16 protein-coding genes and 1 tRNA gene are annotated in these 20286 nt (G+C 65.6%); 11 read left to right on the forward strand and 6 right to left on the reverse strand.

Annotation, left to right across the window (positions count from 1 at the left end; all coding sequences use genetic code 11):
* Positions 1-49: 49 nt before the first annotated feature.
* Positions 50-2503: an ABC transporter permease gene (locus B8446_RS01275; protein ID WP_048846428.1), complete on the forward strand. Its 2454-nt coding sequence runs from the start codon at positions 50-52 to the stop codon at positions 2501-2503.
* A gap of 9 nt (positions 2504-2512) precedes the next feature.
* Here B8446_RS01275 and B8446_RS01280 read toward each other — a convergent pair whose 3' ends face one another.
* Positions 2513-4372 (reverse strand): putative bifunctional diguanylate cyclase/phosphodiesterase, encoded by a 1860-nt coding sequence (locus tag B8446_RS01280; RefSeq protein ID WP_048846431.1) that lies wholly within the window; start codon positions 4370-4372, stop codon positions 2513-2515.
* Positions 4373-4538: 166 nt separating this feature from the next.
* On the opposite strand from B8446_RS01280, the gene B8446_RS01285 reads away from it, so the two are divergent.
* Both B8446_RS01285 and B8446_RS01290 read left to right on the forward strand, forming a co-directional pair.
* A complete protein-coding gene (locus B8446_RS01285) occupies positions 4539-5168 on the forward strand; it encodes an NUDIX hydrolase (protein ID WP_048846432.1) in 630 nt (209 codons plus the stop codon).
* Positions 5134-6273: a glycosyltransferase family 4 protein gene (locus B8446_RS01290; RefSeq protein WP_048846434.1), complete on the forward strand. Its 1140-nt coding sequence runs from the start codon at positions 5134-5136 to the stop codon at positions 6271-6273. Before B8446_RS01285 ends, B8446_RS01290 begins: the two co-directional genes overlap by 35 nt.
* On the opposite strand, the gene B8446_RS01295 is transcribed toward B8446_RS01290, so the two are convergent.
* A complete protein-coding gene (locus tag B8446_RS01295) occupies positions 6248-7231 on the reverse strand; it encodes an aldo/keto reductase (protein ID WP_048846625.1) in 984 nt (327 codons plus the stop codon). The genes B8446_RS01290 and B8446_RS01295 overlap by 26 nt on opposite strands.
* Before the next feature lie 145 nt (positions 7232-7376).
* Here B8446_RS01295 and B8446_RS01300 point away from each other — a divergent pair, with 145 nt between their 5' ends.
* Complete coding sequence (locus B8446_RS01300) at positions 7377-8687, forward strand: O-antigen ligase family protein (RefSeq protein ID WP_148505789.1); 1311 nt, start codon at positions 7377-7379, stop codon at positions 8685-8687.
* The gene (locus tag B8446_RS01305) at positions 8687-8869 is read left to right on the forward strand and encodes a hypothetical protein (protein WP_048846435.1); all 183 of its coding nucleotides are present in this window, start codon (positions 8687-8689) and stop codon (positions 8867-8869) included. Before B8446_RS01300 ends, B8446_RS01305 begins: the two co-directional genes overlap by 1 nt.
* Positions 8870-8897: 28 nt before the next feature.
* Here the strand turns inward: B8446_RS01305 and B8446_RS01310 are convergent.
* The 4 genes from B8446_RS01310 to B8446_RS01320 form a co-directional block, all read right to left on the reverse strand.
* Positions 8898-8972, reverse strand: a tRNA-Thr gene (locus tag B8446_RS01310).
* Positions 8973-9075: 103 nt separating this feature from the next.
* Positions 9076-9303 (reverse strand): hypothetical protein, encoded by a 228-nt coding sequence (locus B8446_RS01315; protein WP_048846436.1) that lies wholly within the window; start codon positions 9301-9303, stop codon positions 9076-9078.
* Between the two features lie 112 nt (positions 9304-9415).
* The gene (locus B8446_RS16390; protein WP_199484024.1) at positions 9416-9583 is read right to left on the reverse strand and encodes a hypothetical protein; all 168 of its coding nucleotides are present in this window, start codon (positions 9581-9583) and stop codon (positions 9416-9418) included.
* A complete protein-coding gene (locus B8446_RS01320; protein WP_084711969.1) occupies positions 9584-10744 on the reverse strand; it encodes an Mrp/NBP35 family ATP-binding protein in 1161 nt (386 codons plus the stop codon).
* Between the two features lie 258 nt (positions 10745-11002).
* On the opposite strand from B8446_RS01320, the gene B8446_RS01325 reads away from it, so the two are divergent.
* The 6 genes from B8446_RS01325 (at position 11003) to mdoH (ending at position 20278) form a co-directional block, all read left to right on the forward strand.
* Entirely contained in the window at positions 11003-12160 is a 1158-nt protein-coding gene (locus B8446_RS01325) for an OpgC family protein (protein WP_048846437.1), read from the forward strand.
* A gap of 80 nt (positions 12161-12240) precedes the next feature.
* Positions 12241-13776, forward strand: a complete 1536-nt coding sequence (locus tag B8446_RS01330) for a DegQ family serine endoprotease (protein ID WP_048846439.1) — start codon at positions 12241-12243, stop codon at positions 13774-13776.
* A 13-nt stretch (positions 13777-13789) separates the two neighbouring features.
* A complete protein-coding gene (locus B8446_RS01335; RefSeq protein ID WP_241767580.1) occupies positions 13790-14914 on the forward strand; it encodes an FUSC family protein in 1125 nt (374 codons plus the stop codon).
* A gap of 61 nt (positions 14915-14975) precedes the next feature.
* Complete coding sequence (locus B8446_RS01340; protein WP_048846441.1) at positions 14976-16442, forward strand: mannitol dehydrogenase family protein; 1467 nt, start codon at positions 14976-14978, stop codon at positions 16440-16442.
* A gap of 174 nt (positions 16443-16616) precedes the next feature.
* A complete protein-coding gene (locus B8446_RS01345; protein WP_048846442.1) occupies positions 16617-18140 on the forward strand; it encodes a glucan biosynthesis protein in 1524 nt (507 codons plus the stop codon).
* Complete coding sequence (gene mdoH, locus B8446_RS01350; protein WP_048846444.1) at positions 18116-20278, forward strand: glucans biosynthesis glucosyltransferase MdoH; 2163 nt, start codon at positions 18116-18118, stop codon at positions 20276-20278. Before B8446_RS01345 ends, mdoH begins: the two co-directional genes overlap by 25 nt.
* Positions 20279-20286 lie beyond the last annotated feature (8 nt).

The raw sequence follows: 20286 nt of genomic DNA on the forward strand, positions 1-20286 counted from the left end.
CCGCGTCATCCCCTACGATTCATAGTTCAGTGGACAAGCTCTAGCGGGTATGTGGGTGGCCCTGGCCTGTCTTGCGCTGGGCACGGCGGCAATGGCGCTTGTGGGGGGTGTTCGCGTATCGGTCGAGCACGGGATCGACGCGCAGCGACGCGCGCTTCTGGGCGGCGATCTGGTGATCGAGAGCCCCGACCCCATTCCGGATGCCGTGCGCGACGTTCTGATCCACGCTGGTGGTCACGTGATTGCGGGCGTGCGCATGCGCTCGATGCTGTATGGACCGTCCAGCGCACGTCTTCTGGTGGAAGCCGAGGGAGTAGAGCCCGGGTGGCCGCTGGTCGGACACGCGACCCTGGCGCCGAAGGGAACGATCGGGACCGGAATAGCCGGGAATGGCCTGCTGGCGGAGCCGATCATCGCCGACCGCCTTCATCTGCACGCGGGCGATACCGTGAGCCTCGGCGGCTATAACATGATCTATCATGCGGCATTGGCCGGCACGCCGGACGGAGGCAGCGTGGCCCTTGCACCGCGCGTGATCGTAGCACTCCCGGATCTGCAGTCGGCCGGCCTGATCCGGCCCGGCATGCTGGCGACATGGTCATTGCATGCCGCCTGGACCGGAGACGGCGCGAACAGGACGCAGCGCGTGCGCGCCGTGGAACATGAGCTTGCCGTACGTTTCCCGGGAGTGGGCTGGCATGTGCGCGACGTGCGCGATGCGGCGGCCGGCCTGTCGCGTCTCGTCACCGAGCTCGGGCAGTTCATGGCCCTGCTAGGCCTGACCGCGCTGCTGCTCGGAGGACTGGGCGTCTCATCGGGCGTTGCAGCCTGGATGCGGGGCCGTCGGCGAACGATCGCGATCCTTTCCAGCCTCGGCGCATCGCAGCGTCTGGTAGCGCAGATCATGGCGGCACAGATCGGCCTGCTTTGCGGGGCCGGCGTCGTCGCCGGCGCGATTGCAGGCGCCGTGATCGCGATTGCGGTGGTCAGGCTCAGTGCCGCCGTGCTGCCGGTCGCGCCCGCGGACGGTGCGATCGCGCTTTCGGCGCTATTTGCGCTGTTGATCGGCGGCCTGACGGCTCTGCTGTTCGCAAGCCCGTCCGTCATGCGTGGGCTCGCGGCGCCGCCAGCCACACTGTTCCGTGACGATGTCTCCAATGTCGAGCGGCCGCGCCGGATCGTGGCCGTGTCGACCGCCATCGGCATCGCGCTGTTCGTGATTGTGGTTGCAACCGCGCAGGATCGCATCGTGGCGCTCGGCTTCCTAGGGGCCATGCTCGTGGTGCTCGGGGTCTTCGCCGGTCTCGGTGCAGGTTTGCGCCGCATCGCGCATGCCGCGTCGCGCCGAAGCACGGGAGTAGTGCGGCTGGCATTGTCGTTCATCGGCCGTGCGCAAGGACCGGCACCGCGCCTCGTGCTGGCTCTCGGAGCCGGGTTATCGGGACTGGCAGCGATCTGGATCGTCGATGGTGCATTGCAGGCACAATTTGCGGAGACGATGCCCCGGACGGCGCCCTCGTTCTATTTCGTCGATATCCAGCCGGGCGACGTTCCGACCTTCGAGGCCATCGTGCATCGCATGCCGTTCGTGCAGGACATGCAGACGCTGCCGTCCATGCGTACGCGGGTCGTTGGCGTGAACGGCGTCCCGGCGGAACGGGTCGCAGCCTCGGCCCGGACACGGTGGGCCCTGCGCGGCGATCATGGTCTGACGATCGAACCGCATGCGGCGGCGGGCACGGACATCACGTCGGGACGCTGGTGGAGCACCGATTATGACGGGCCGCCGCTCCTGTCGCTGGATGCGGGGCTGGCCGAAGGGTGGGGCGCAGGCGTGGGCTCGCGGGTGACGCTCAACGTGCTCGGTCGGGACATCGACTTCCGGGTCGCCTCGTTGCGTCACGTGCAATGGCAATCCCTGCAGATGAACTTCGCTTTTATCGCATCTCCGGGATTGCTTTCCCATGCGCCCCACACCGTGATCGCGACGCTGCGCACGGACGGCAGCGTCGCGCATGACGCCGATCTTCTCGCGGCGGTCACCGACGCCCTGCCCGGCGTGACCGGTATCAGGGTGGCGGATGTGCTGGCGGTGCTGTCGAACCTGGTCGGCAAGCTCGCCCTGGCATTGTCCGCAATGGCAGGCGTCATGCTGGTTTCGGGCGTTTTGGTCCTGATCGCGACGTTGCTGGCGGGACGGCCCGAACGCATGGCGGACGGGGCGGTATTGCGCGCGCTCGGCGCATCGGACGCACAGTTGCGCCAGCTCTGGTTTATCGAATTCCTGTTTATTGGCGCAGTTGCCGGCGTGGGAGCGGGATGTGTGGGGATCCTGCTGGCCGATGTCGTCCTGCGGGAGGTCCTGTTCCTGCCAATGGCGATTGCGCCCCTGCGGATCGTGGCGGTCGTCGTGCTCTCGCTTCTGGTGATGTTCGGTGCCGGACAGTTCGCACTGCGCGCGATGCTGTCGGCACGGCCGGCCTCCCTGCTGCGCGGACGGTAAGGCCTCTGGTCAGGATGCGATCTGCATGACAGGCAGCGGATGCGCCGTGATCGATCGTGCGACAAGGTCCGCATAATACGCAATAGGGGCGGGGCGGCCGAACAGGTAGCCCTGGATCTGGCCACAGTTCAGGCTGCGCAGCAGATCCAGCTGTGCCGTTGTTTCGACGCCTTCGGCGACGACGGCAACATCCAGTGCCTCGCTCATGCTGATGATTACCTGCACAATGGAACGCGTCGCCGAATCATGGACCATGTCCCGCACGAAGGAGCGGTCGATCTTGATGCGATTGAAGGGAAACTGTCGCAGATAGGTCAGGCTGCAGTAGCCGGTGCCGAAATCGTCCATCGAGATCGGTGTGCCGCCGGCTCGCAGGCGGCGCAGCATGTCCAGATTTCGCGCCTGGTTGGTCAGCATGATCGATTCGGTTAGCTCCAGCTCCAGACGATGGGCCGCCAGCCCGCATTCACGAAGCGTCTCCGCAACGACGTCGGCCATGTCGTCCTGCTGGAACTGGGCCGCGGAAACGTTGACCGCGACATGGAGATGTGAGGGCCAGCGTGTGGCCTCCAGGCAGGCTTCGCGCAGCACCCAGCGGCCGATCTCGCCGATCAGCGCACTCTGTTCGGCCAGCCCGATGAACTGCAGCGGCGGCACGATGCCGCGCTTCGGATGCCGCCAGCGCAGCAGGGCCTCGAAGCCCAGCAGTTCCTCGCTATAGGCCCTGAACTGCGGCTGATATTCCAGAAACAGCTCACGACCCGCGATCGCGCTGTGCAGATCGGCTTCCAGGGTCGCGCGCATGACGGCCGCCGCGGCCATGAAAGGTTCGAACCGGCAGATCGTGCCGTGCGCCGTGTCCTTGGCACGATAGAGCGCCAGATCGGCCCGACGTCGTGCCGTGTCAGGGTCGGTCGCATCATCGGGTGCCACGCAGATGCCGATGCCGCTCGACATGTAGAGCGTCGCATCTCCGATCGGCAGGGCCGCGCAGATGGCATCCTGTGCGGCCTGCGCGACGGCAAGCGCATCTTCGGCGATGTCGATGGGCGCAATGATGGCGAACTTGTCGCCGCCCATGCGACCGACGATCGCCCCGGGCGCTGCCGACGCGCGAAGTCGTTCCGCCATACGGCAAACGACCTCGTCTCCCATCGTGTAGCCGTGCAGATCGTTCACGGCATGAAACCGATCCAGGTCCAGCGACAGGAGCGCCGATCTGGCTGCACGCGGACCGATCCGGGTCGCCATATGACGTTCCATCGCCTTGCGCCCAGGCAATCCGGTCATGGGATCGGTCTCGTCGAGATCGCGCTTCCTCAGCATCGGACGCGCATCGGTGATCAGCAGCAGGATCCCGGTTCGGCGTTGCACCCGGGTGCTGCGGGCAGACACGCGAGCCTCGAGACCGCCGCCACTGCAGGTCCGAAGTCTGGTAACCACCGTGCATCCACCCCCGTCTGCAGCGTTCCCGGCAAGATCGTCCAGAAGTGCCGGCGACAGATCCAGGGATTCGACACAGGCCCCCGCCCCATAGCCCGTCAGCATGCAGAAGGCAGGATCGGCATCCATGATGCGTGACGCCGATATAAACGCCATGGCGCCCGGCGCGGTCGCCGCCCATCCGTGGCGCGCGGCAAGCCATCGCCATTGAAGCGGCGACAGGCCAGAGGGCGCTGGCTGCCAAGCCGTGCCGGTCAGGGCGCTGGCGAGAATGGCGAGCAGACACAGGATGATAGGCGTCCCGGACGACAGCGCTGCTGCGTCGCCCGAGCGGGTGGCCGACAGGACCAGCGCCCCCGCGACACAGGCGCCGGTCGTGGCCGCCAGGGCCATCAGTCCGGAGCGTGGAAGCGGGAAATTGGGCATCGGTTGGGCTTTCGTCCGTCTCGGCGCGAACCAACCGCGTCGTCGAGGCTCCTCATGGTTGCCGAGCGCTGGTTAAAAAATCGAAAACTTTCCCCGCCCCCTGAAAGAGGCCATGAACGATGCCGCGTCATGGGGCACGTTACCGGGCAGGGAAGGACGACACGCAATGAGTGAACCGGACTGGCTGACGTGGACCCGGGAAATGCAGGCAATCGCGCAGACTGGTCTTGCCTACGCAACCAGCGTCTATGACCGGGAACGTTATGAGCAGCTTCGGACGCTCGCGAGCCGCATCATGGCGACCCATACCGGTGCACCGGCAGACCGCATCGCGGATCTGTTCGCAGGCCAGCATGGTTACGCGACCCCCAAGATCGACGTCCGGGCCGCAGTGTTCGACGAGGCAGGCCGCATTCTGATGGTGCGCGAGCGGCTGGATCACGACCGCTGGACACTGCCGGGCGGCTGGGCCGAGACTGACATCTCCGCCGCGGCGAACGCGGTCAAGGAGGTGCGTGAGGAGAGCGGCTATGGCGCACGGGTGCGCAAACTCGCCGCAGCCTGGGACCGCACGACACAGGGCCACCCGGCCGATCCGTTTGCGGCACTGAAGATGTTCTTCCTGTGCGACCTCGACGGCGGCGAAGCGCGCATCAGCATCGAGACATCGGAAGTCGGATGGTTCGCACGCGATGCAATCCCCGACGACCTGTCGCGCGGGCGCGTGCTGCCGGGCCAGATCGCGTGCATGTTCGCCCATCATGACAACCCCGGACGACCGACCGATTTCGACTGACACCGCGATCATCCTGCCGCAGAGGGAGCGCTACGCGCCGGGAGAGGCCGGTGCGATCGCCCTGCTGGCAGCGCGGCTTGCGGGGCGGGATGACCGGATCCTGGGTATCGCGCCCGCTGGTGCACCCTATCCGGCCGGATCCTTCACACCGGTACGCCCAGCCGCATTCGGGCTCAGCGATACGGCCCGTTATGCCCGGGGATGTGTATCGGCGCTCGGCAGCCGGCTGCCAGACCTGATCGAGGTCCATAACCGGCCGGATGTCGCGCTCGGGATCGCCCGCGCGCTCCCGCATATGCCGATGTTGCTGGTGCTGCATAACGATCCGCAGGGTATGCGCGATGCCCGCACGCCCGAGGCCCGCATCGCATTGCTGCGCCGCATGCGGATTGCGGGCGTGTCGGACTGGGTACGCGCGCGGTTTCTGGACGGGCTGCCGTCGTCTGCGGACATCATGGCGGTCCTGCCGAACTGCATCGACTGCAAGGCGCTGCCGAACCCGGTTCCCATGGCCGAGCGGCGTCGGGAGATCCTGTTTGCCGGACGTATCGTCGCGGACAAGGGCGCGGATGCTTTTGTCCGGGCCTGCGCACAGATCCTGCCGCGCTGGCCCGGCTGGACCGCGCGCATGATCGGTGCGGATCGCTTCGGCGCCGATACGCCACGAACGGCTTTTCTCGACGCCTTGGTACCGCAGGCCCGGGCGGCCGGGATCGTCATGGACGGCTATCGGCCGCACGACGTGGTCCTGAACGCAATGGCACAGGCGGCTGTTGTCGTGGTCCCGAGTCGCTGGCCGGAACCCTTCGGACTGACGGCCCTCGAATCGATGGCCACGGGCGCCGCCCTGATCGCATCCTCCAAAGGCGCCTTGTCGTGGGTCGTGCAGAACGGCGGCCTGATCGCGGATCCCGATGAGCCGGCCGTACTGGAGACGGCGCTGGAGCACGTCCTGAGCGATCTGCCCCTGCGTGAAAGCCTTTCCGCGCAGGGACAGGCCCGAGCCCGTCTCTTCGATGTCGCGGAGGCTCGCGAGCGCCTTTCTGTCTTGCGCGCGGACGTGCGCGCCCGGCCGTTTCTCAGTCCCGAACCGGCGGGGCCATGAATTCGGGGCCGACCGGGTCCGGCACGTCACGTGCCAGAATGGCGTCGATCTCGCTCTTGTCCTCGTCCGTAAGAGACCATCCGAACACGTCGCGCACGCCGTCGATCTGCTCGGGCTTGCGGGCACCCCACAGGGCGATCATCGGACCCTGATCCAGTACCCACCGGATGGCCAGTGCCATCAGCGACTTGTCGTGCCGGGCCGCGATCGCCCTGAACCCGTCGACGGCCGCCAGATAATGGTCGAAGCGGGGCTTCTGGAACTTCGGATCGCCGCTGCGCAGATCGTCCTTCGGAAAGGTCGTGTCCTTCGTCATGCGGCCGGCCAGCAGACCGCGGCAGAGCGGGCCATAGGCCAGTCCCACCATATCGTGCTCGATCATGAACGGCAGCAGGTCGCGCTCGATGTCGCGCTCGAACAGGTTGTAGGGCGGCTGCACCACGGACAGGGGCGCGTGCGCACGGAACGTCTCGATGTCGGCAATCGAATAGTTGCTGACGCCCAGGGCCCGGACCTTGCCTTCCTTCTGCAGGGCCGCGAGGGTCTCGGCGGTTTCGGCGATCGGTGTCTTCGGGTCGGGCCAGTGAACCTGATAGAGGTCGATCACGTCCGTGCGCAGGCGGCGCAGCGAATCCTCGACTTCCTTGCGGATCCGCGCAGGCGTACTGTCCCGGAAGGGCTTTTCGTCCTTCCAGTTCAGGCCGACCTTGGTCGCGACGGCGACCTTGTCCCGTCGGCCTTCCAGCGCCCGTCCGATGACGTCTTCCGAATGGCCGAAGCCATAGACCGGCGCCGTGTCGATCAGGTTGACGCCCTCGTCGATCGCGCGATGGATCGTGCGGATGGCATTGTCGTCGTCCGGACCGCCCCACATCCAGCCGCCTATGGCCCAGGTTCCCAGTGCGACGCGGGAGACGGGGCGGTCGAGACCGGGGATCGTGATCGTGTCGGATGACATGAAGTATTCCTTCAGCGGCTGCATGAAATGTTTCACCCGACACAATGAAGCGAGCGTTCTTCGGGTTTCATCGTGACGTCGAATACCTCTTGTGACGCAAAGGGGGGTTGCGGCATCGCGCGCGGACCGCCATCAGCGGCAAATCATGGTGCAGCGATCCAAACTCCTCAGAGGTCTCGACGGGATCGGCACTGCGGCGACGTTCCTTCTGCCGCTGGGACTGACGCATCTGCGCGGGATCGCGGAAGTCTGTATCGACATCCTGGCGATCGGGCTGCTGGCCCGCTCGGGCGTAAGTGGCACATGGGCCTGGGCGCGCGCGCCCTGGTTTGTGCTGTCGCTTGTGTGGTGGGGATGGCAGGTGGCGTGCTCGATGCCCGTCGCTCCGTTCGGAGCCGGCGGCTGGGGCGGATTTCTGCAAGCGCTCGCGGCCGTCCGTTTTCTGGTCATGGTCGCGGCACTGCAGAGCTGGACCCTGCGTGACAGGCGCGCGCTCGTCTGGATGATGGGCCTTCTGGCGGCCTGCTGCCTGTATATCGGGGGGCAGATCCTTATTCAGGCGCTCTTCGGCTACAACCTGTTCGGCGTGCCTCGCTTCCATGACGGCACGCTGACGGGTCCCTACCGCACCCCGCGCGCCGCGGCGCCGTTGTCGCGGCTCGCGCTTCCCACATTGATGCTCGGCTGCGCGTGGGTAGGGCAACGTCTGGCCGGGTTCAGGGCCATCGCTGCCATGAGCGGCCTTGCGGTTCTCGCGATTGCCCTGAACGTGCTGGCCGGCCAGCGGATGCCGCTGGCGCTGCTCGTCCTTGGTATTGCGATCTGCGCCGCGCTCTATCGCCCCTTGCGCCCGGCATTTCTGGTATCGGCGGTATTGCTGCCGGTTCTGGTGGCTCTCTCCGCCATCGTGTCACATGCCAGCTTCGTCCACCTCGTCGTGCTGGCGCATCAGCAGCTGACGCATTTCGGCCAATCGCCGTATGGGCAGATTTTCACGCGCGCAACCGTCATGGCGATCAGCAATCCGCTGACCGGGCTCGGCTATGACGCATTCCGGCACGGCTGCGCGGATCCCGCCTATTTCCATGGGCTCCGTCTTCTGGGAAGCGTGCCGGGCGACGATGGGGGCGGGCGTGCGATCTGCGTGCAGCACGCCCACAATCATTATCTGGAAGCCGTCACGAATGCGGGCCTTCCAGGGCTCGGACTGTTCTGCGCGATGATCGCAGGCTGGCTCGTGGCGCTCTGGCCTCAGCCGGCCAGCACGTCATCATCCGTGCAGGCGTTTCGGATCGGCGTGTTCGCAGCCATCATCGTGCAGGAATGGCCCTTCGCCTCGTCCAGCGATTTCATGAACCTGCCGCTTGGCGGCTGGGCTTTCCTTCTTCTTGGCACCGGACTGGCAGCCACGCATTTGCCACAAAGCGGGCGCGTTATGTGGGCGTGGAGGTCCTGATGACGTATCCGAGAATACTGTTGTTGCTGGTGACGGCGTGCACGCTGTCCGGGTGCTATGTCGGGCCGCCCGGCTGGCACCGGGGGTGGCATCGCGGCTATTATGGCGGCCACGCCGGCTGGTATGACGAGCATAACGCATGGCGCGGCGACTGGCACGGAGGCGGCTGGCGTTATCGCTGACGCCGAACTGACTTTTCCGGAAGAAGGCTGGTGCCGGGTGAGGGATTTGAACCCCCGGCCTTCGGTTTACAAAACCGCTGCACTACCACTGTGCTAACCCGGCGAACCAGGCGCCGTTTTCGGGCCAATGCCGTCGCGCGTCAAGAGCGCGTGACGGCATTGCCTGCATATCGTCGAGGGCTGTCGTGACGACGCAGTTCGCGCCGTTACTGCCATTCCGAGCCAACCGTCGAGACATTGACGATGAACGCAGGGACCGTATGGCCATCGGGGCGGCTCATGGCCGATGGCTGGCCGTGTGTTTCGTAGTCGTTCACGGATGATGCCTGGGTATCGACCGAGCGGTCGGGCATCATCGGCGGTTCACCCGGAACAGGCGGATCGACCGCAAAGACCGAAGGCGTTCTGTCCGGACGGTATCCCATCGCATGCATGGTCGCTCTCCTGAGATGCGGGCTGACGGACGATCCGTCGCGGCCCGCGATAAAAGCGACTTTGATGACAGACAGTTGCAGGACAAAGTGTTGCGCAACTGTGACAAGCGGCTCAGCGGGCTGGTTTTTCCAGATCATCCGGGGGCGGCAGGTGAGACGAGCCTTCGGTAAATCCATAGCCGTCACGCGATAGTCCGCGATGGTGAGGTGTTGTCCCGCACGCCGACAGCAGGACGAGGATCGCGGAGAAGGCAGCCGCGCGCAGCACAGGCAGGCGCATCTAGCGCCCCCTCAGACGGGCACCGATCGTCTCGGCAAGCGTCGTATAGGCGCGTGCGCCTTCGCTCTCGGGCGCCGCAAGGATGATCGGCGTGCCTTCATCGCCGCTGGCCCGGATGTCGGCGAGCAGCGGGACTTCGCCAAGGAAGGGCACACCCGCCCGCTCCGCCTCGGCGCGCGCGCCGCCATGCCCGAACAGCTCGGTGCGATGGTTGCAGTTCGGGCAGCAGAAATAGGACATGTTCTCGACCACGCCGAGCACTTCAGTGCCCATCTTCTCGAACATCGCCATGCCGCGTCGCGCGTCCAGCAATGCGATGTCCTGGGGTGTCGAGACGATGACCGCACCGCGCAGGTTGAGCTTCTGGGCGATCGTCAGCTGCGCGTCGCCGGTCCCGGGCGGCATGTCGATCACGAGCACATCCAGCGGTCCCCAGTCGACCTCGCCCAGAAACTGGCCGAGCGCGCCCATGACCATCGGTCCACGCCAGATCATCGCCTGGTTTTCGTCGACCAGGAACCCGATCGACATGGTCTTCAGGCCCCAGGCTTCGACCGGAATGATGCGACCGTTCACGACTTCCGGCTTGGCATGACTGCCGAGCATCCGGGGCAGGGAGGGGCCATAGATGTCGGCGTCCAGCAGCCCCGCGCGGAATCCCTGACGCGCAAGGCCGACTGCGAGATTGACCGCGGTCGTCGACTTGCCGACGCCGCCCTTGCCGGAGGCAACCGCGATGATGGCACCGACCTGCGGCAGCAGCTTCTCGCGCCCAGGGCCGTGCGGGCTCGGGGCTGGTCCGCCCGGCGCATTGGCCGCAGGGCCGAGATTGAACGGCCGATGTCCGCCGCCGGCGGCGGCGGGCAGGGGGCCGGGCGGCCGTGCGCCGGTGAGCACGATCGTCGCGCGCGAGATCCCGGGAAGGCGCGTGATGGCCTGTTCGGCCTGCGGACGCAGCGGCTCGATCCGGCTGGCATCGTCTCGGGATGTTGCCAGCGAGATCCGGGCGTGACCGTCGGTTACGGACACGCCATCGAGTTTTGCGAAGCTCAGCACGTTCGAGCCGTCGCGCTCGTCCCGTACCAGCCGCAGCGCGTCGGAAATGCGTCGTGCCTCGGGCGACTGCGCGCCTTCGGGATCGTTCGGAGGCAGATCGGTCATGAGCGCGGTCCAGAAAAAACGGTGTGAACGGGACAAAACGAGGCGGGGCCTGCAAGAGACCCCGAGTCTAGTTCAGGTGAGGTACATCAGGAAAGGCGGTCAACCAGAGGACAGCCTTTTCACATTTCGTAAGCTGTCACATCGATGCGGGCTTGCTATGCGACGCGCACGACGCACTGTGCGTTCCCCCGACTCGTCGCGGTCGCCGCGTCCGCTTGTGGACAAGATCCGCTCCCATCGCAGGAAACGAACGATTTCATGACGCTCGCGCGCCCGGCCACGCCGGTACAGCCAGACGCCGTATCCGAAATCCGCCCGGCTGCCCGACCCCATCAGCGCGATCACCGTGTCGATGCGCTGCGTGGCCTGGCACTCCTGATGATGCTGGTCGATCATGTGCCGGACGACATGGTCAATCGCATCACCATGCGCAATTTCGGCTTCGCGGATGCGGCCGAGATTTTCGTGCTGCTGGCGGGCTATGCGTCGTATCTCGCCTATGGACGCCTGATCGAGAAGAGCGGCTGGCGCGCAGGCATCGAGCGAATCCTCGGACGCTGCGTGAAGCTCTATTTCTACCAGACCGGCATGCTGATGCTGTTCGTCTGGACGGTCCGTCACTGGCGTCACTACCAGCCTGTGCCCGAGTACATCCTCGAACCAGAACTTGCGCATGGCTACGACTGGCTCTGGCGGGTGCTGACGTTCGATGCGCTGCCAAGCTATCTCAACATCCTGCCGCTCTACATCATCCTGCTGGCGCTGTTCCCCCTGTTCTATCTCGGACTGCGGGAGCGGCCCTGGATCCTGTTTGCAGGAAGCGCCCTCGTCTGGGCGGCGGCCAACCTCAATCCGGCCCTGACGCTCAAGAACTGGCTCGATCCGAACGGCTGGTATCTGGACCCGTTCGGCTGGCAGTTCCTGTATGTGCTTGGCATCCTGGCAGCCGCATTCGCGCGCGATCGGGGCGGCGATCTTCCCTATCATCCTCATGTCAGGGTCGCGTGCTACGCCTACATCGTGGGCGCGATCTACGTCTCGTTTCCCTATGCCTATTTCCATGTCCCGCAGCTCTGGCCGTGGCCGGTGCCCCCTGGCGAAGGCAAGACCACGTTCGCGCCGTGGCGTCTGCTCGACATCATGGCGATCTTCTATCTGGTGCAGTCGTCATCCGTGGCGCGGCGCTTCTCGGACGGCCGCATCGGCCAGGCGCTGGCCATGCTGGGACGGCATTCGCTCGAGGTGTTCGCGCTCGGCAGCGTTCTGGACCTGATCGGCCGTCTGACCTTCGGAACGTTCGGCAGCAGCCTGACGCTTCAGATTCTGGTCAACGTCGTGGGCCTCGGCCTGACATTCGCCCTTGCGATCCCGCTCGATCTCTACCGCAGGCGGAAACGGGCGGCAGCCAGACGATAGGGCGTCTACCGGTGCATGGCGTCATGACGATGCCACTCTGGTGACGGGCGCCCCGGTCGTGGGATAGACTGCGTGTCGTGATGACGCATATCAGACCGACCCGATCCGCCCGCCTGCGTATCGCCGCGACCCTGGCCACGAGCCTTGCGGCGTTCGCGGCCTTTCCTGCGCCGTCCCGGGCCGATGCTCCCGCGCCGTCCACGTCCACGCCGCGCATGATCCCGGTCAGCTTTGCCGACATGGCGCAGCGCCTTCTGCCAGCCGTCGTGAACATCTCGATCTCCGGGACGCTGCGCCCCGGTCAGGACGAACAGGACGATGGCGGCGGCAGCGGCGAAGAGGATCAGGGACCGCAGATCCCGCAATTCCCGCCCGGTTCGCCGATGGATCGCTTCTTCCATCAGTTCATGGACCATCCGCCGGGCGAGGAAGCCGAGCCGCGCAAGATCCAGGCGCTAGGCTCCGGCTTCATCATCGACCCGGCAGGCTATGTCGTGACGAACAACCACGTCGTGGCCGAAGCCGACACGGTGTCGGTCACATTGCAGGACAACACGGTCCTGCCGGCCAGAATCGTGGGCCGAGATCCCAGCACGGACCTCGCGCTGCTCAAGGTCGAGAGCAAGACGCCGCTGCCCGCCGTCCCGTTCGGGGACAGCGACACGGCCCGCGTGGGCGACTGGGTGCTGGCGATCGGCAATCCGTTCGGCCTGTCCGGCACGGTGACCGCGGGCATCGTGTCCTCGCGCGGGCGCGACATCCAGGCCGGGCTATATGACGATTTCATCCAGACTGACGCCTCGATCAATCGCGGCAATTCCGGCGGTCCGCTGTTCGATCTGCATGGCAACGTGATCGGCATCAACACGATGATCTATGCCGCAAGCGGCGGCTCGGTCGGCATCGGTTTCGCGATCCCGTCCGACGACGCGCGCGTCGTCATCGACCAGCTTCGCAAGACGGGCCACGTCTCACGCGGATGGATCGGCGTGAAGGTGCAGAACGTGACGCCCGAGATCGCGTCGTCGCTGAAACTCTCGCCCGCACGCGGCGCGCAGATCGCGAGCGTGGACGACAAGGGACCTGCGGCGAAGGCAGGGCTCCAGAAGGACGACGTCGTGCAGTCGGTGCAGGGCAAGCCCATCGAAGGGCACATGCTGCCGCGGCTGATCGCGCAGATGCAGCCGGGCAGCACGGTGGATCTCGGAATCTGGCGCAAGGGCAAGACGATGGCGATTACGGTCACCGTCGCCCGCTCGCCCGACCAGCCCGCACCACCGGCCAAGGGGCAGAAGCCGGGCCCGTCGGAAGTGTCGCTGGCACCGCTGGGCCTGAGCGTTTCCCTCCTGGATGATGCGTTGAGGCAGAAGAACCATCTGGGCGATGACCAGCGCGGCGTTCTGGTTTCGGCCGTGACGTCCGGTGGGCCCGCCGCAACGCATGGAATCAAGGTCGGCGACCTCGTGACCGAGGTCGGGCAGGATGAGGTCGATACGCCGGATGCGGTCCAGCAGGCGCTGACCCGCGCGCAGGGCCAGAAGGCGCGGTCGATCCTGCTCCTGGTCCAGAACGAGGCCGGCCTGCGCTGGGTGCCGTTCCCGCTTTCGCCGCACTGAGGGACAGCGCGGCATGACGGAGGACGCCGCCGAATCGCGGGTCTGTCAGGTACCGGGGCCATTGCGCCCGATCTCGCCCGAGCCGTTGCGTTCGGGCGTCCGCCGGACCGATATCAGGCCTGCCGTGCGGCAGACGGTCCGCATTCTGGTGTCAGTCATGGCGGCCTGGCTCGTCGGGCTGATCTTCGGGCTGCACGAGACCATCTGGGCGCTGGTCACGGCGCTGATCGTCACGCAGTCGAGCATATCGCAGACCGTGACGACCGCCCGCGACCAGCTCAACGGAACATTCGTGGGCGCTGTCGCCGGAACGCTCGCGATCACGGCGTATCAGTTCGTGGACGCGCGCTGGACGATCTTCTGGATCGCGCTGGCGCCGCTCGCCTTTCTCGCCTCCCTGCGTCCGTCCCTCCGTTTCGCAGGCGTGACGCTGATGATCGTCTATTTGTTCCCGTCCACCGGCAATCCGTACACGCCGCTGGCCGAACGATTGGGCGCGATCTTCAGCGGCGTCATCGTCTCGGTGCTCGTCTCCTATCTCGTGCTGCACGCAAGTGCCCGGAGGCATGCCTTTGACACGGCGGCAAAGCTGCTGCGCGAGGTCGAGGCGATGCTGGATGCCGCATTGCGGCAGTCCGAATCGTGGTCGCAGATCGAGGAACGCAACCAGGCCTGCGTGCTGGACCTGACGGAACTCACCGATGCGGTCGCCGAGGCGCGGCGGGAGTTTTTCGGCAATCTCGATCGGCGCGATCCGGTCCTGGTGACGTTGCCCGACCTGATGCGCAGGCTGCAGCAGGACGCGGCCCTGATCGCGCGTGCGATCGACGCGGGAAAAGGAGTGGGCGAAAGCGGGCGGGGGTTCGAGCGGCTGCATGCCGTGCGGCCCGGCGTCAGTCATGCGATCCGCACGCTGGCGCAGGTCTGCGAGCGTCAGGCGGCGCGCGGCAAGGACCGGCGGCCAAAGCTGACACGCGCCGATGTCTTCTCGAAACTCGAACATCTCGGCCCCGATGCGCTGCCGGAAATGCGCTTCGTCATGGTGCTTCTGCGGCAGGATCTGGAGACGGCCGTCAGTGTCCTGATGGAGTTCGGGGAGGCGAGCGCGGACAAGTTGCGGGCAACCGTGGCTCGGTGAGGGTCGTTGGACGTGATATGAACGCGCCGTTACCGGTTCGAAAACAAGAGGAGATTGCTCGATGATCACGCGCAAGACGCTGGATGCCCTGCCCGAGGGCGTACACGGTCCCGCCTATGACATCGGTTCCGTGACACCCGGGATCGTCCATTTCGGGGTCGGCAACTTCTTTCGCGCGCATCAGGCTTACTATGTCGATCGTGCCATGGCCCTGCCGGGTGCCTCGCTCGACTGGGGGATCATCGGCGTCGGCCTGACCGCCGGCGAGCGCTCCGAGCGCAAGGCCCGGACTTTCCGCGAGCAGGACTGCCTGTATTCGCTGACGGAAACGGCGGCATCCGGCGAGAGCCATGTCAGCATCATCGGCGCCCTGCGTGGCTACGAGCTGGCGCCCGGTGGCGAAACCGCCGTGCTGGATACGCTCGTTTCCCCCGCCATCCGCATCGTCTCCATGACAATCACGGAAGGCGGCTACAACATCGACGAGAACACGGGACAGTTCCGTCTCGACACCGACGCCGTGCGTCATGACCTTGCCAATCCCGACAAGCCGCGCACCATCTTTGGCTTTGTCGTCGAGGCGCTCCGCCGTCGGCGTGAGGCAGGCCATGGCGCGTTCACCGTGATGTCGTGCGACAATCTGCGTCACAACGGCGATGTGGCGAAGCGCGCGTTCCTCGGCTTTGCCAAGGCGCGCGATGCGGATCTGGCGGCGTGGATCGAAGCCAATGCGACGTTCCCGAACGGGATGGTCGATCGCATCACACCGACGGTGTCCGGCGCGATCGCCAGGCGGCTGAACGATGCGAGCGGTCTCGACGACGAACTGCCCCTGGTTGCCGAGGATTTCACGTCGTGGATTCTCGAGGATCGTTTCTGCGCCGGACGGCCGCCGCTCGAGAAGGTCGGCGTGAAGTTCGTGCCCGACGTCACTCCGTACGAACATATCAAGATCCGCATCCTGAACGCTTCGCACATCATGCTTGCGTTCCCCGGCATCCTGCTCGGTTACGAGCATGTTCACGAGGCGCTGGCCGATCCCGACCTGAAGGCGATGCTCTCGGCCTATCTCGACAAGGACGTCCTGCCGCAGATCGAGGCTCCGGCAGACGTGAACCTTCAGCAGGCCAAGGAGCAGGTGCTGAGCCGGTTCTCGAATGCCGCGATGGCGGACCAGCTGCTGCGGGTCGGCAGCGATGGATGCTCCAAGGTGCAGGTGTTCTGGACCGAGACGGTGCGCCGGTCGCTTCAGGCCCATCACGATCTCTCGCGCATCGCATTCGGGATTGCCGTCTATCTTGAGGTTCTGTGCGGTCATGACGAGCGGGGCGGCACGTTCGAGCTGTCGGAGCCGACCTATACCGACAAGGATCGCGCGCTGGCGAAGGACAGCGATCTGGCGGCAGGCCTGAAGCTTCCGGCATTCGATGCCTGGCGCGATCTGGATCATGCGAAGCTCGACGCGGCTGTCGTCGAGGCACGGCGCACGATCCGCGAAAAGGGCGTCAAGGCCGCACTGCCGCGCTGACGACACGCCGGCAAGCGTTCTTGACGCGAAATGGTCGGCCGGCGATGACTTTGTCGTAAAAAGGCCACCATTGCCTGTCGGAAGACTTGCAGGATACGGGCGTGTGCCTATGGTCGCGCCCGATTTGCCCCGTACGACGGGGCTAGTGTCGATCATTGGGCCGGAGGGGTTGATTTGCTGCGTCGCGATCTCGTCAAATTGGGCGCAGGCCTGTCATTACTGGGAGCTGCCGGCCGCGCCGGACGAGCCGTGGCAGCCGATGCGGGGCCCACGCCCTTCGATGACAGCACGGTGCGCGATATCGCGGCCAGGATGGCCAAGAGCAGTTACTCCGCGCCGTCGCAGAAGCTGCCCGACGCCATTTCCAACATGAATTTCGATCAGTTCGCAGGCGTTGCCTTCAAGCCGGATCAGGCGCTGTGGCACGGGCAGAACCTCGCGTTCGACATCGAGTTCTTCCCGCGCGGCTACCTCTACAAGCCCCGGATCGACATGTACGAAGTCGTGGACGGCAAGGCCGCGCCCGTGCCGTACAACCCCGACATGTTCACCTACGCGAACCCTGAACTGCGCGTCACCGATAACCTCGGTTTCGCGGGCCTGCGTATCCGCAACGCCATCAACACGCCCGGCGTGATGGAAGAATGCGCGGTGTTCCTCGGTGCGTCCTATTTCCGTGCGGTCGCCAAGGGGCAGAACTACGGCCTGTCGGCGCGCGGTTTCGCAAATGGGACCGGCGACCCGAAGGGTGAGGAATTCGCGACGTTCCGGGCCTACTGGATCGAGCGGCCGAATCCCGGTGTCGATTCGATGGTCCTGCACGCGCTGCTCGACAGCCCGTCGGTCGTCGGTGCGTTCCGGTTCACGATCCGGCCCGGCACCACGACGGTGTTCGACGTCCAGTCGCAGTTCTTCCCGCGCACGACTATCACGCAGGGTGGTGTCGCGGCCCTGACCGGCATGTTCTATTTCGACACCAACGACCGCAACCGCGTCGATGACTGGCGCCCTGCCGCCCATGACAGCGAGGCATTGCAGCTCTGGACCGGGGAAGGGCAGCAGCTCTGGCGCCCGCTTGCCAATCCTGTCGACCTCCAGTTCTCCGCCTTTGCCGACACGAGCCCGCACGGGTTCGGCCTGATGCAGCGCAAGCGTTCCTTCGTCGATTACGAAGACCTGGCCCTGAATTACGAGAAGCGCCCATCGCTGTGGATCGAGCCGATCGGCGACTGGGGCGAGGGTGCGGTCGATCTGGTCGAGATCCCGACGCCGAACGAGGTGAACGACAACATCGTCTCGTTCTGGCGTCCCAAGGCCCCCCTGCAGGCGGGCAAGGAATATACCTTCACCTATCGCATGTACTGGGGCTGGGATAATCCGTGGCCGACGCAGCAGGCCCGGATCGTCGCGACCCGCGTGGGGTCCGTCGTCGATCAGCCGACGGAACGGTTCTTCGTGATCGATTTCGCGGGCGCTCCGTTCGATCATCTGGCACCCGATGCGAAGTTCCATCTCCTGCCGCAGAGCTCGGTCGGCACGATCAAGAACGTGGTCGTGGAACCCAACCCCGACATTCATGGTTGGCGCACGACATTCGAGTTCGATCCCGCGGGCGCCAAGAGCGCGGAACTGCAGTGTCAGCTCGCCAATGATCAGGGACCGGTTTCGGAGAAATGGATGTATCGGTGGACGCCCTGAAGCATCGCACGGTCGCGCACGACACGGAGCCCGGGGCGTTTCTTCCGCCTGAGGCGCCGATTCACATGCCGGTCCAGAACCTCGCGGCGATGCCGGAGCGGTTCCACCGGGAAAGCACGCCGGAGACGGCCCCGCGCGGTCTCTGGGCGCGCCGCGCCTTTGTCTTCGGCGGCGCGATAGCCCTCACGCTGTTCGGCGCCTACGAGATGAACCTCGTGCTGAACAGCGAGGGTGTGACGATCCTCGGCGTGGTCGTACTGACGCTGTTCGTCATTCTCGGCGCCTGGATCGCGTTGTCGTTCATGTCGTGCCTTGGCGGCTTTCTTTCGGCGCTGACGGGCGGGGGCCTGGGTCTCGGCATCACGAAGGACGGGCCGCTGCCCACGCTTTCGACGCGCACGGCCATCCTGATGCCGACCTACAACGAGGATCCCAATCGGGTGCTCGCGGGGCTGCGGGCCATCTACGAGAGCCTCGTCGCATGCGGGCGGATCGACGCGTTCGACGTATTCATCCTGTCCGACACGACCAATCCCGATGTCTGGATCGAGGAGGAGCGCGCGTTCCTCGCCCTGCGCGACGCGATGGGAGAGGGTGCGCGCATCTTCTATCGCAGACGCGCGCACAACGTCGATCGCAAGGCCGGAAATCTGGGCGAATGGGTCCGGCGGTTCGGCGGCGCCTATCGCCAGATGCTCACTCTCGATGCGGACAGCCTGATGGACGGCGGCGTGATCGTGCGGATCGTTTCCGCGATGGAGCGGCATGAGCATGTCGGCCTGATCCAGACGTTGCCGATCATCGTGGGCGGACGCACGCTGTTCGCCCGCATGCAGCAGTTCGCAGGCCGGGTCTACGGACCGATGATCGCCCGGGGCATCGCCTGGTGGCACGGCTCGGAAGGCAATTACTGGGGGCACAACGCCGTCATCCGGACCAAGGCCTTCGCCGAACAGGCCGGCCTGCCGCATCTGCGCGGACGGCCGCCATTCGGCGGCCATATCCTGAGTCACGACTTCGTCGAGGCAGCGCTCATGCGGCGCGGCGGCTGGGCGATCCACATGGTGCCGGCGCTGATCGGCAGCTTCGAGGAAAGCCCGCCATCCCTGACCGATGTCGCGATCCGCGACCGGCGGTGGTGTCAGGGCAATCTGCAGCACTACAAGCTGCTGACGACACGCGGCATGCACTGGGTGTCGCGCCTGCACATGTTGATGGGCATCGGTTCCTACATCACGTCGCCATTGTGGCTTCTGTTCCTGCTGTTCGGAATCCTGATCTCGCTGCAGTCGCATTTCTACCGGCCGGAATATTTCGGACAGACCAAGACGCTCTATCCGCACTGGCCGCAGGTCGATCCGGTGCAGGCGAAATACGTGTTCATCGGGACCATGGCGGTCTTGCTGGCGCCGAAGGTATTCGCATTCATTGCCCTGTGCTTCGACCGTGTGGACATGCGCGCCTGCGGCGGCATGGTCCGCGTCTTCATTTCCATCCTGCTGGAAACGTTGCTGGGCGGTTTGATCGCGCCGATCGCCATGCTCATCCAGACAAGCGGCGTGCTGTCGATCCTGATGGGGCGTGATTCTGGATGGAACGCGCAGCGGCGCGAGGACGATCGCGTGCCGCTCGCCCAGATTGCGCGCAACTACTGGGTGTTCACGGCATTCGGCATCGTGTTGGCCGTCGCGGCCTGGTCGGTGTCGCAGGCCCTGTTCTTCTGGATGACGCCTGTGCTCCTCGGTCTGGTTCTGGCGATCCCGCTTGCCGCACTGACGGCGAGCCGCTCGGTGGGCTTACGCCTGCGGGCGATGGGCCTCCTGACGATCGTCGAGGAAACGCGCTTGCCGCAGGTCATGATGCTGGCCATTGCGGCCGATGAGGCGAGCGAAGGCATGGGCGGAGGCGAGGCCTGCGCGATGTTGCGGTCGAGCCCGATGCTGCTGGATGCGCATCGCTCCAACCTTCCGCCGGCCCGCAGACCCGGCGATCCCGTCGACGCGGCGCTGCTGATCGGTCTGGTGAAGCTGCGCGAGGCTGCCAGTCTGCAGGCCGCGCTGGCCAAGCTGACCCGTCAGGAAAAGGCGGCCGTTCTGGCCAGCGAGGAAGGCGTATCCCTCGTCACGAGCCTGCCCTGATCCACGTC

It is taken from the genome of Tanticharoenia sakaeratensis NBRC 103193 (genome assembly GCF_000963885.1).
GTDB lineage: Bacteria > Pseudomonadota > Alphaproteobacteria > Acetobacterales > Acetobacteraceae > Tanticharoenia > Tanticharoenia sakaeratensis.

What these genes read in the sequence shown, in the direction of transcription:
- B8446_RS16390 (WP_199484024.1), bottom strand. Translation starts at nt 9,583, where the DNA reads ATGCGCCTGCCTGTGCTGCGCGCGGCTGCCTTCTCCGCGATCCTCGTC.
- B8446_RS01280 (WP_048846431.1), bottom strand. Translation starts at nt 4,372, where the DNA reads ATGCCCAATTTCCCGCTTCCACGCTCCGGACTGATGGCCCTGGCGGCC.
- B8446_RS01315 (WP_048846436.1), bottom strand. Translation starts at nt 9,303, where the DNA reads ATGCATGCGATGGGATACCGTCCGGACAGAACGCCTTCGGTCTTTGCG.
- mdoH (WP_048846444.1), top strand. Translation starts at nt 18,116, where the DNA reads ATGGATGTATCGGTGGACGCCCTGAAGCATCGCACGGTCGCGCACGAC.
- B8446_RS01325 (WP_048846437.1), top strand. Translation starts at nt 11,003, where the DNA reads ATGACGCTCGCGCGCCCGGCCACGCCGGTACAGCCAGACGCCGTATCC.
- B8446_RS01335 (WP_241767580.1), top strand. Translation starts at nt 13,790, where the DNA reads ATGACGGAGGACGCCGCCGAATCGCGGGTCTGTCAGGTACCGGGGCCA.
- B8446_RS01305 (WP_048846435.1), top strand. Translation starts at nt 8,687, where the DNA reads ATGACGTATCCGAGAATACTGTTGTTGCTGGTGACGGCGTGCACGCTG.
- B8446_RS01320 (WP_084711969.1), bottom strand. Translation starts at nt 10,744, where the DNA reads ATGACCGATCTGCCTCCGAACGATCCCGAAGGCGCGCAGTCGCCCGAG.
- B8446_RS01285 (WP_048846432.1), top strand. Translation starts at nt 4,539, where the DNA reads ATGAGTGAACCGGACTGGCTGACGTGGACCCGGGAAATGCAGGCAATC.
- B8446_RS01290 (WP_048846434.1), top strand. Translation starts at nt 5,134, where the DNA reads ATGACAACCCCGGACGACCGACCGATTTCGACTGACACCGCGATCATC.
- B8446_RS01340 (WP_048846441.1), top strand. Translation starts at nt 14,976, where the DNA reads ATGATCACGCGCAAGACGCTGGATGCCCTGCCCGAGGGCGTACACGGT.
- B8446_RS01275 (WP_048846428.1), top strand. Translation starts at nt 50, where the DNA reads ATGTGGGTGGCCCTGGCCTGTCTTGCGCTGGGCACGGCGGCAATGGCG.
- B8446_RS01330 (WP_048846439.1), top strand. Translation starts at nt 12,241, where the DNA reads ATGACGCATATCAGACCGACCCGATCCGCCCGCCTGCGTATCGCCGCG.
- B8446_RS01300 (WP_148505789.1), top strand. Translation starts at nt 7,377, where the DNA reads ATGGTGCAGCGATCCAAACTCCTCAGAGGTCTCGACGGGATCGGCACT.
- B8446_RS01295 (WP_048846625.1), bottom strand. Translation starts at nt 7,231, where the DNA reads ATGTCATCCGACACGATCACGATCCCCGGTCTCGACCGCCCCGTCTCC.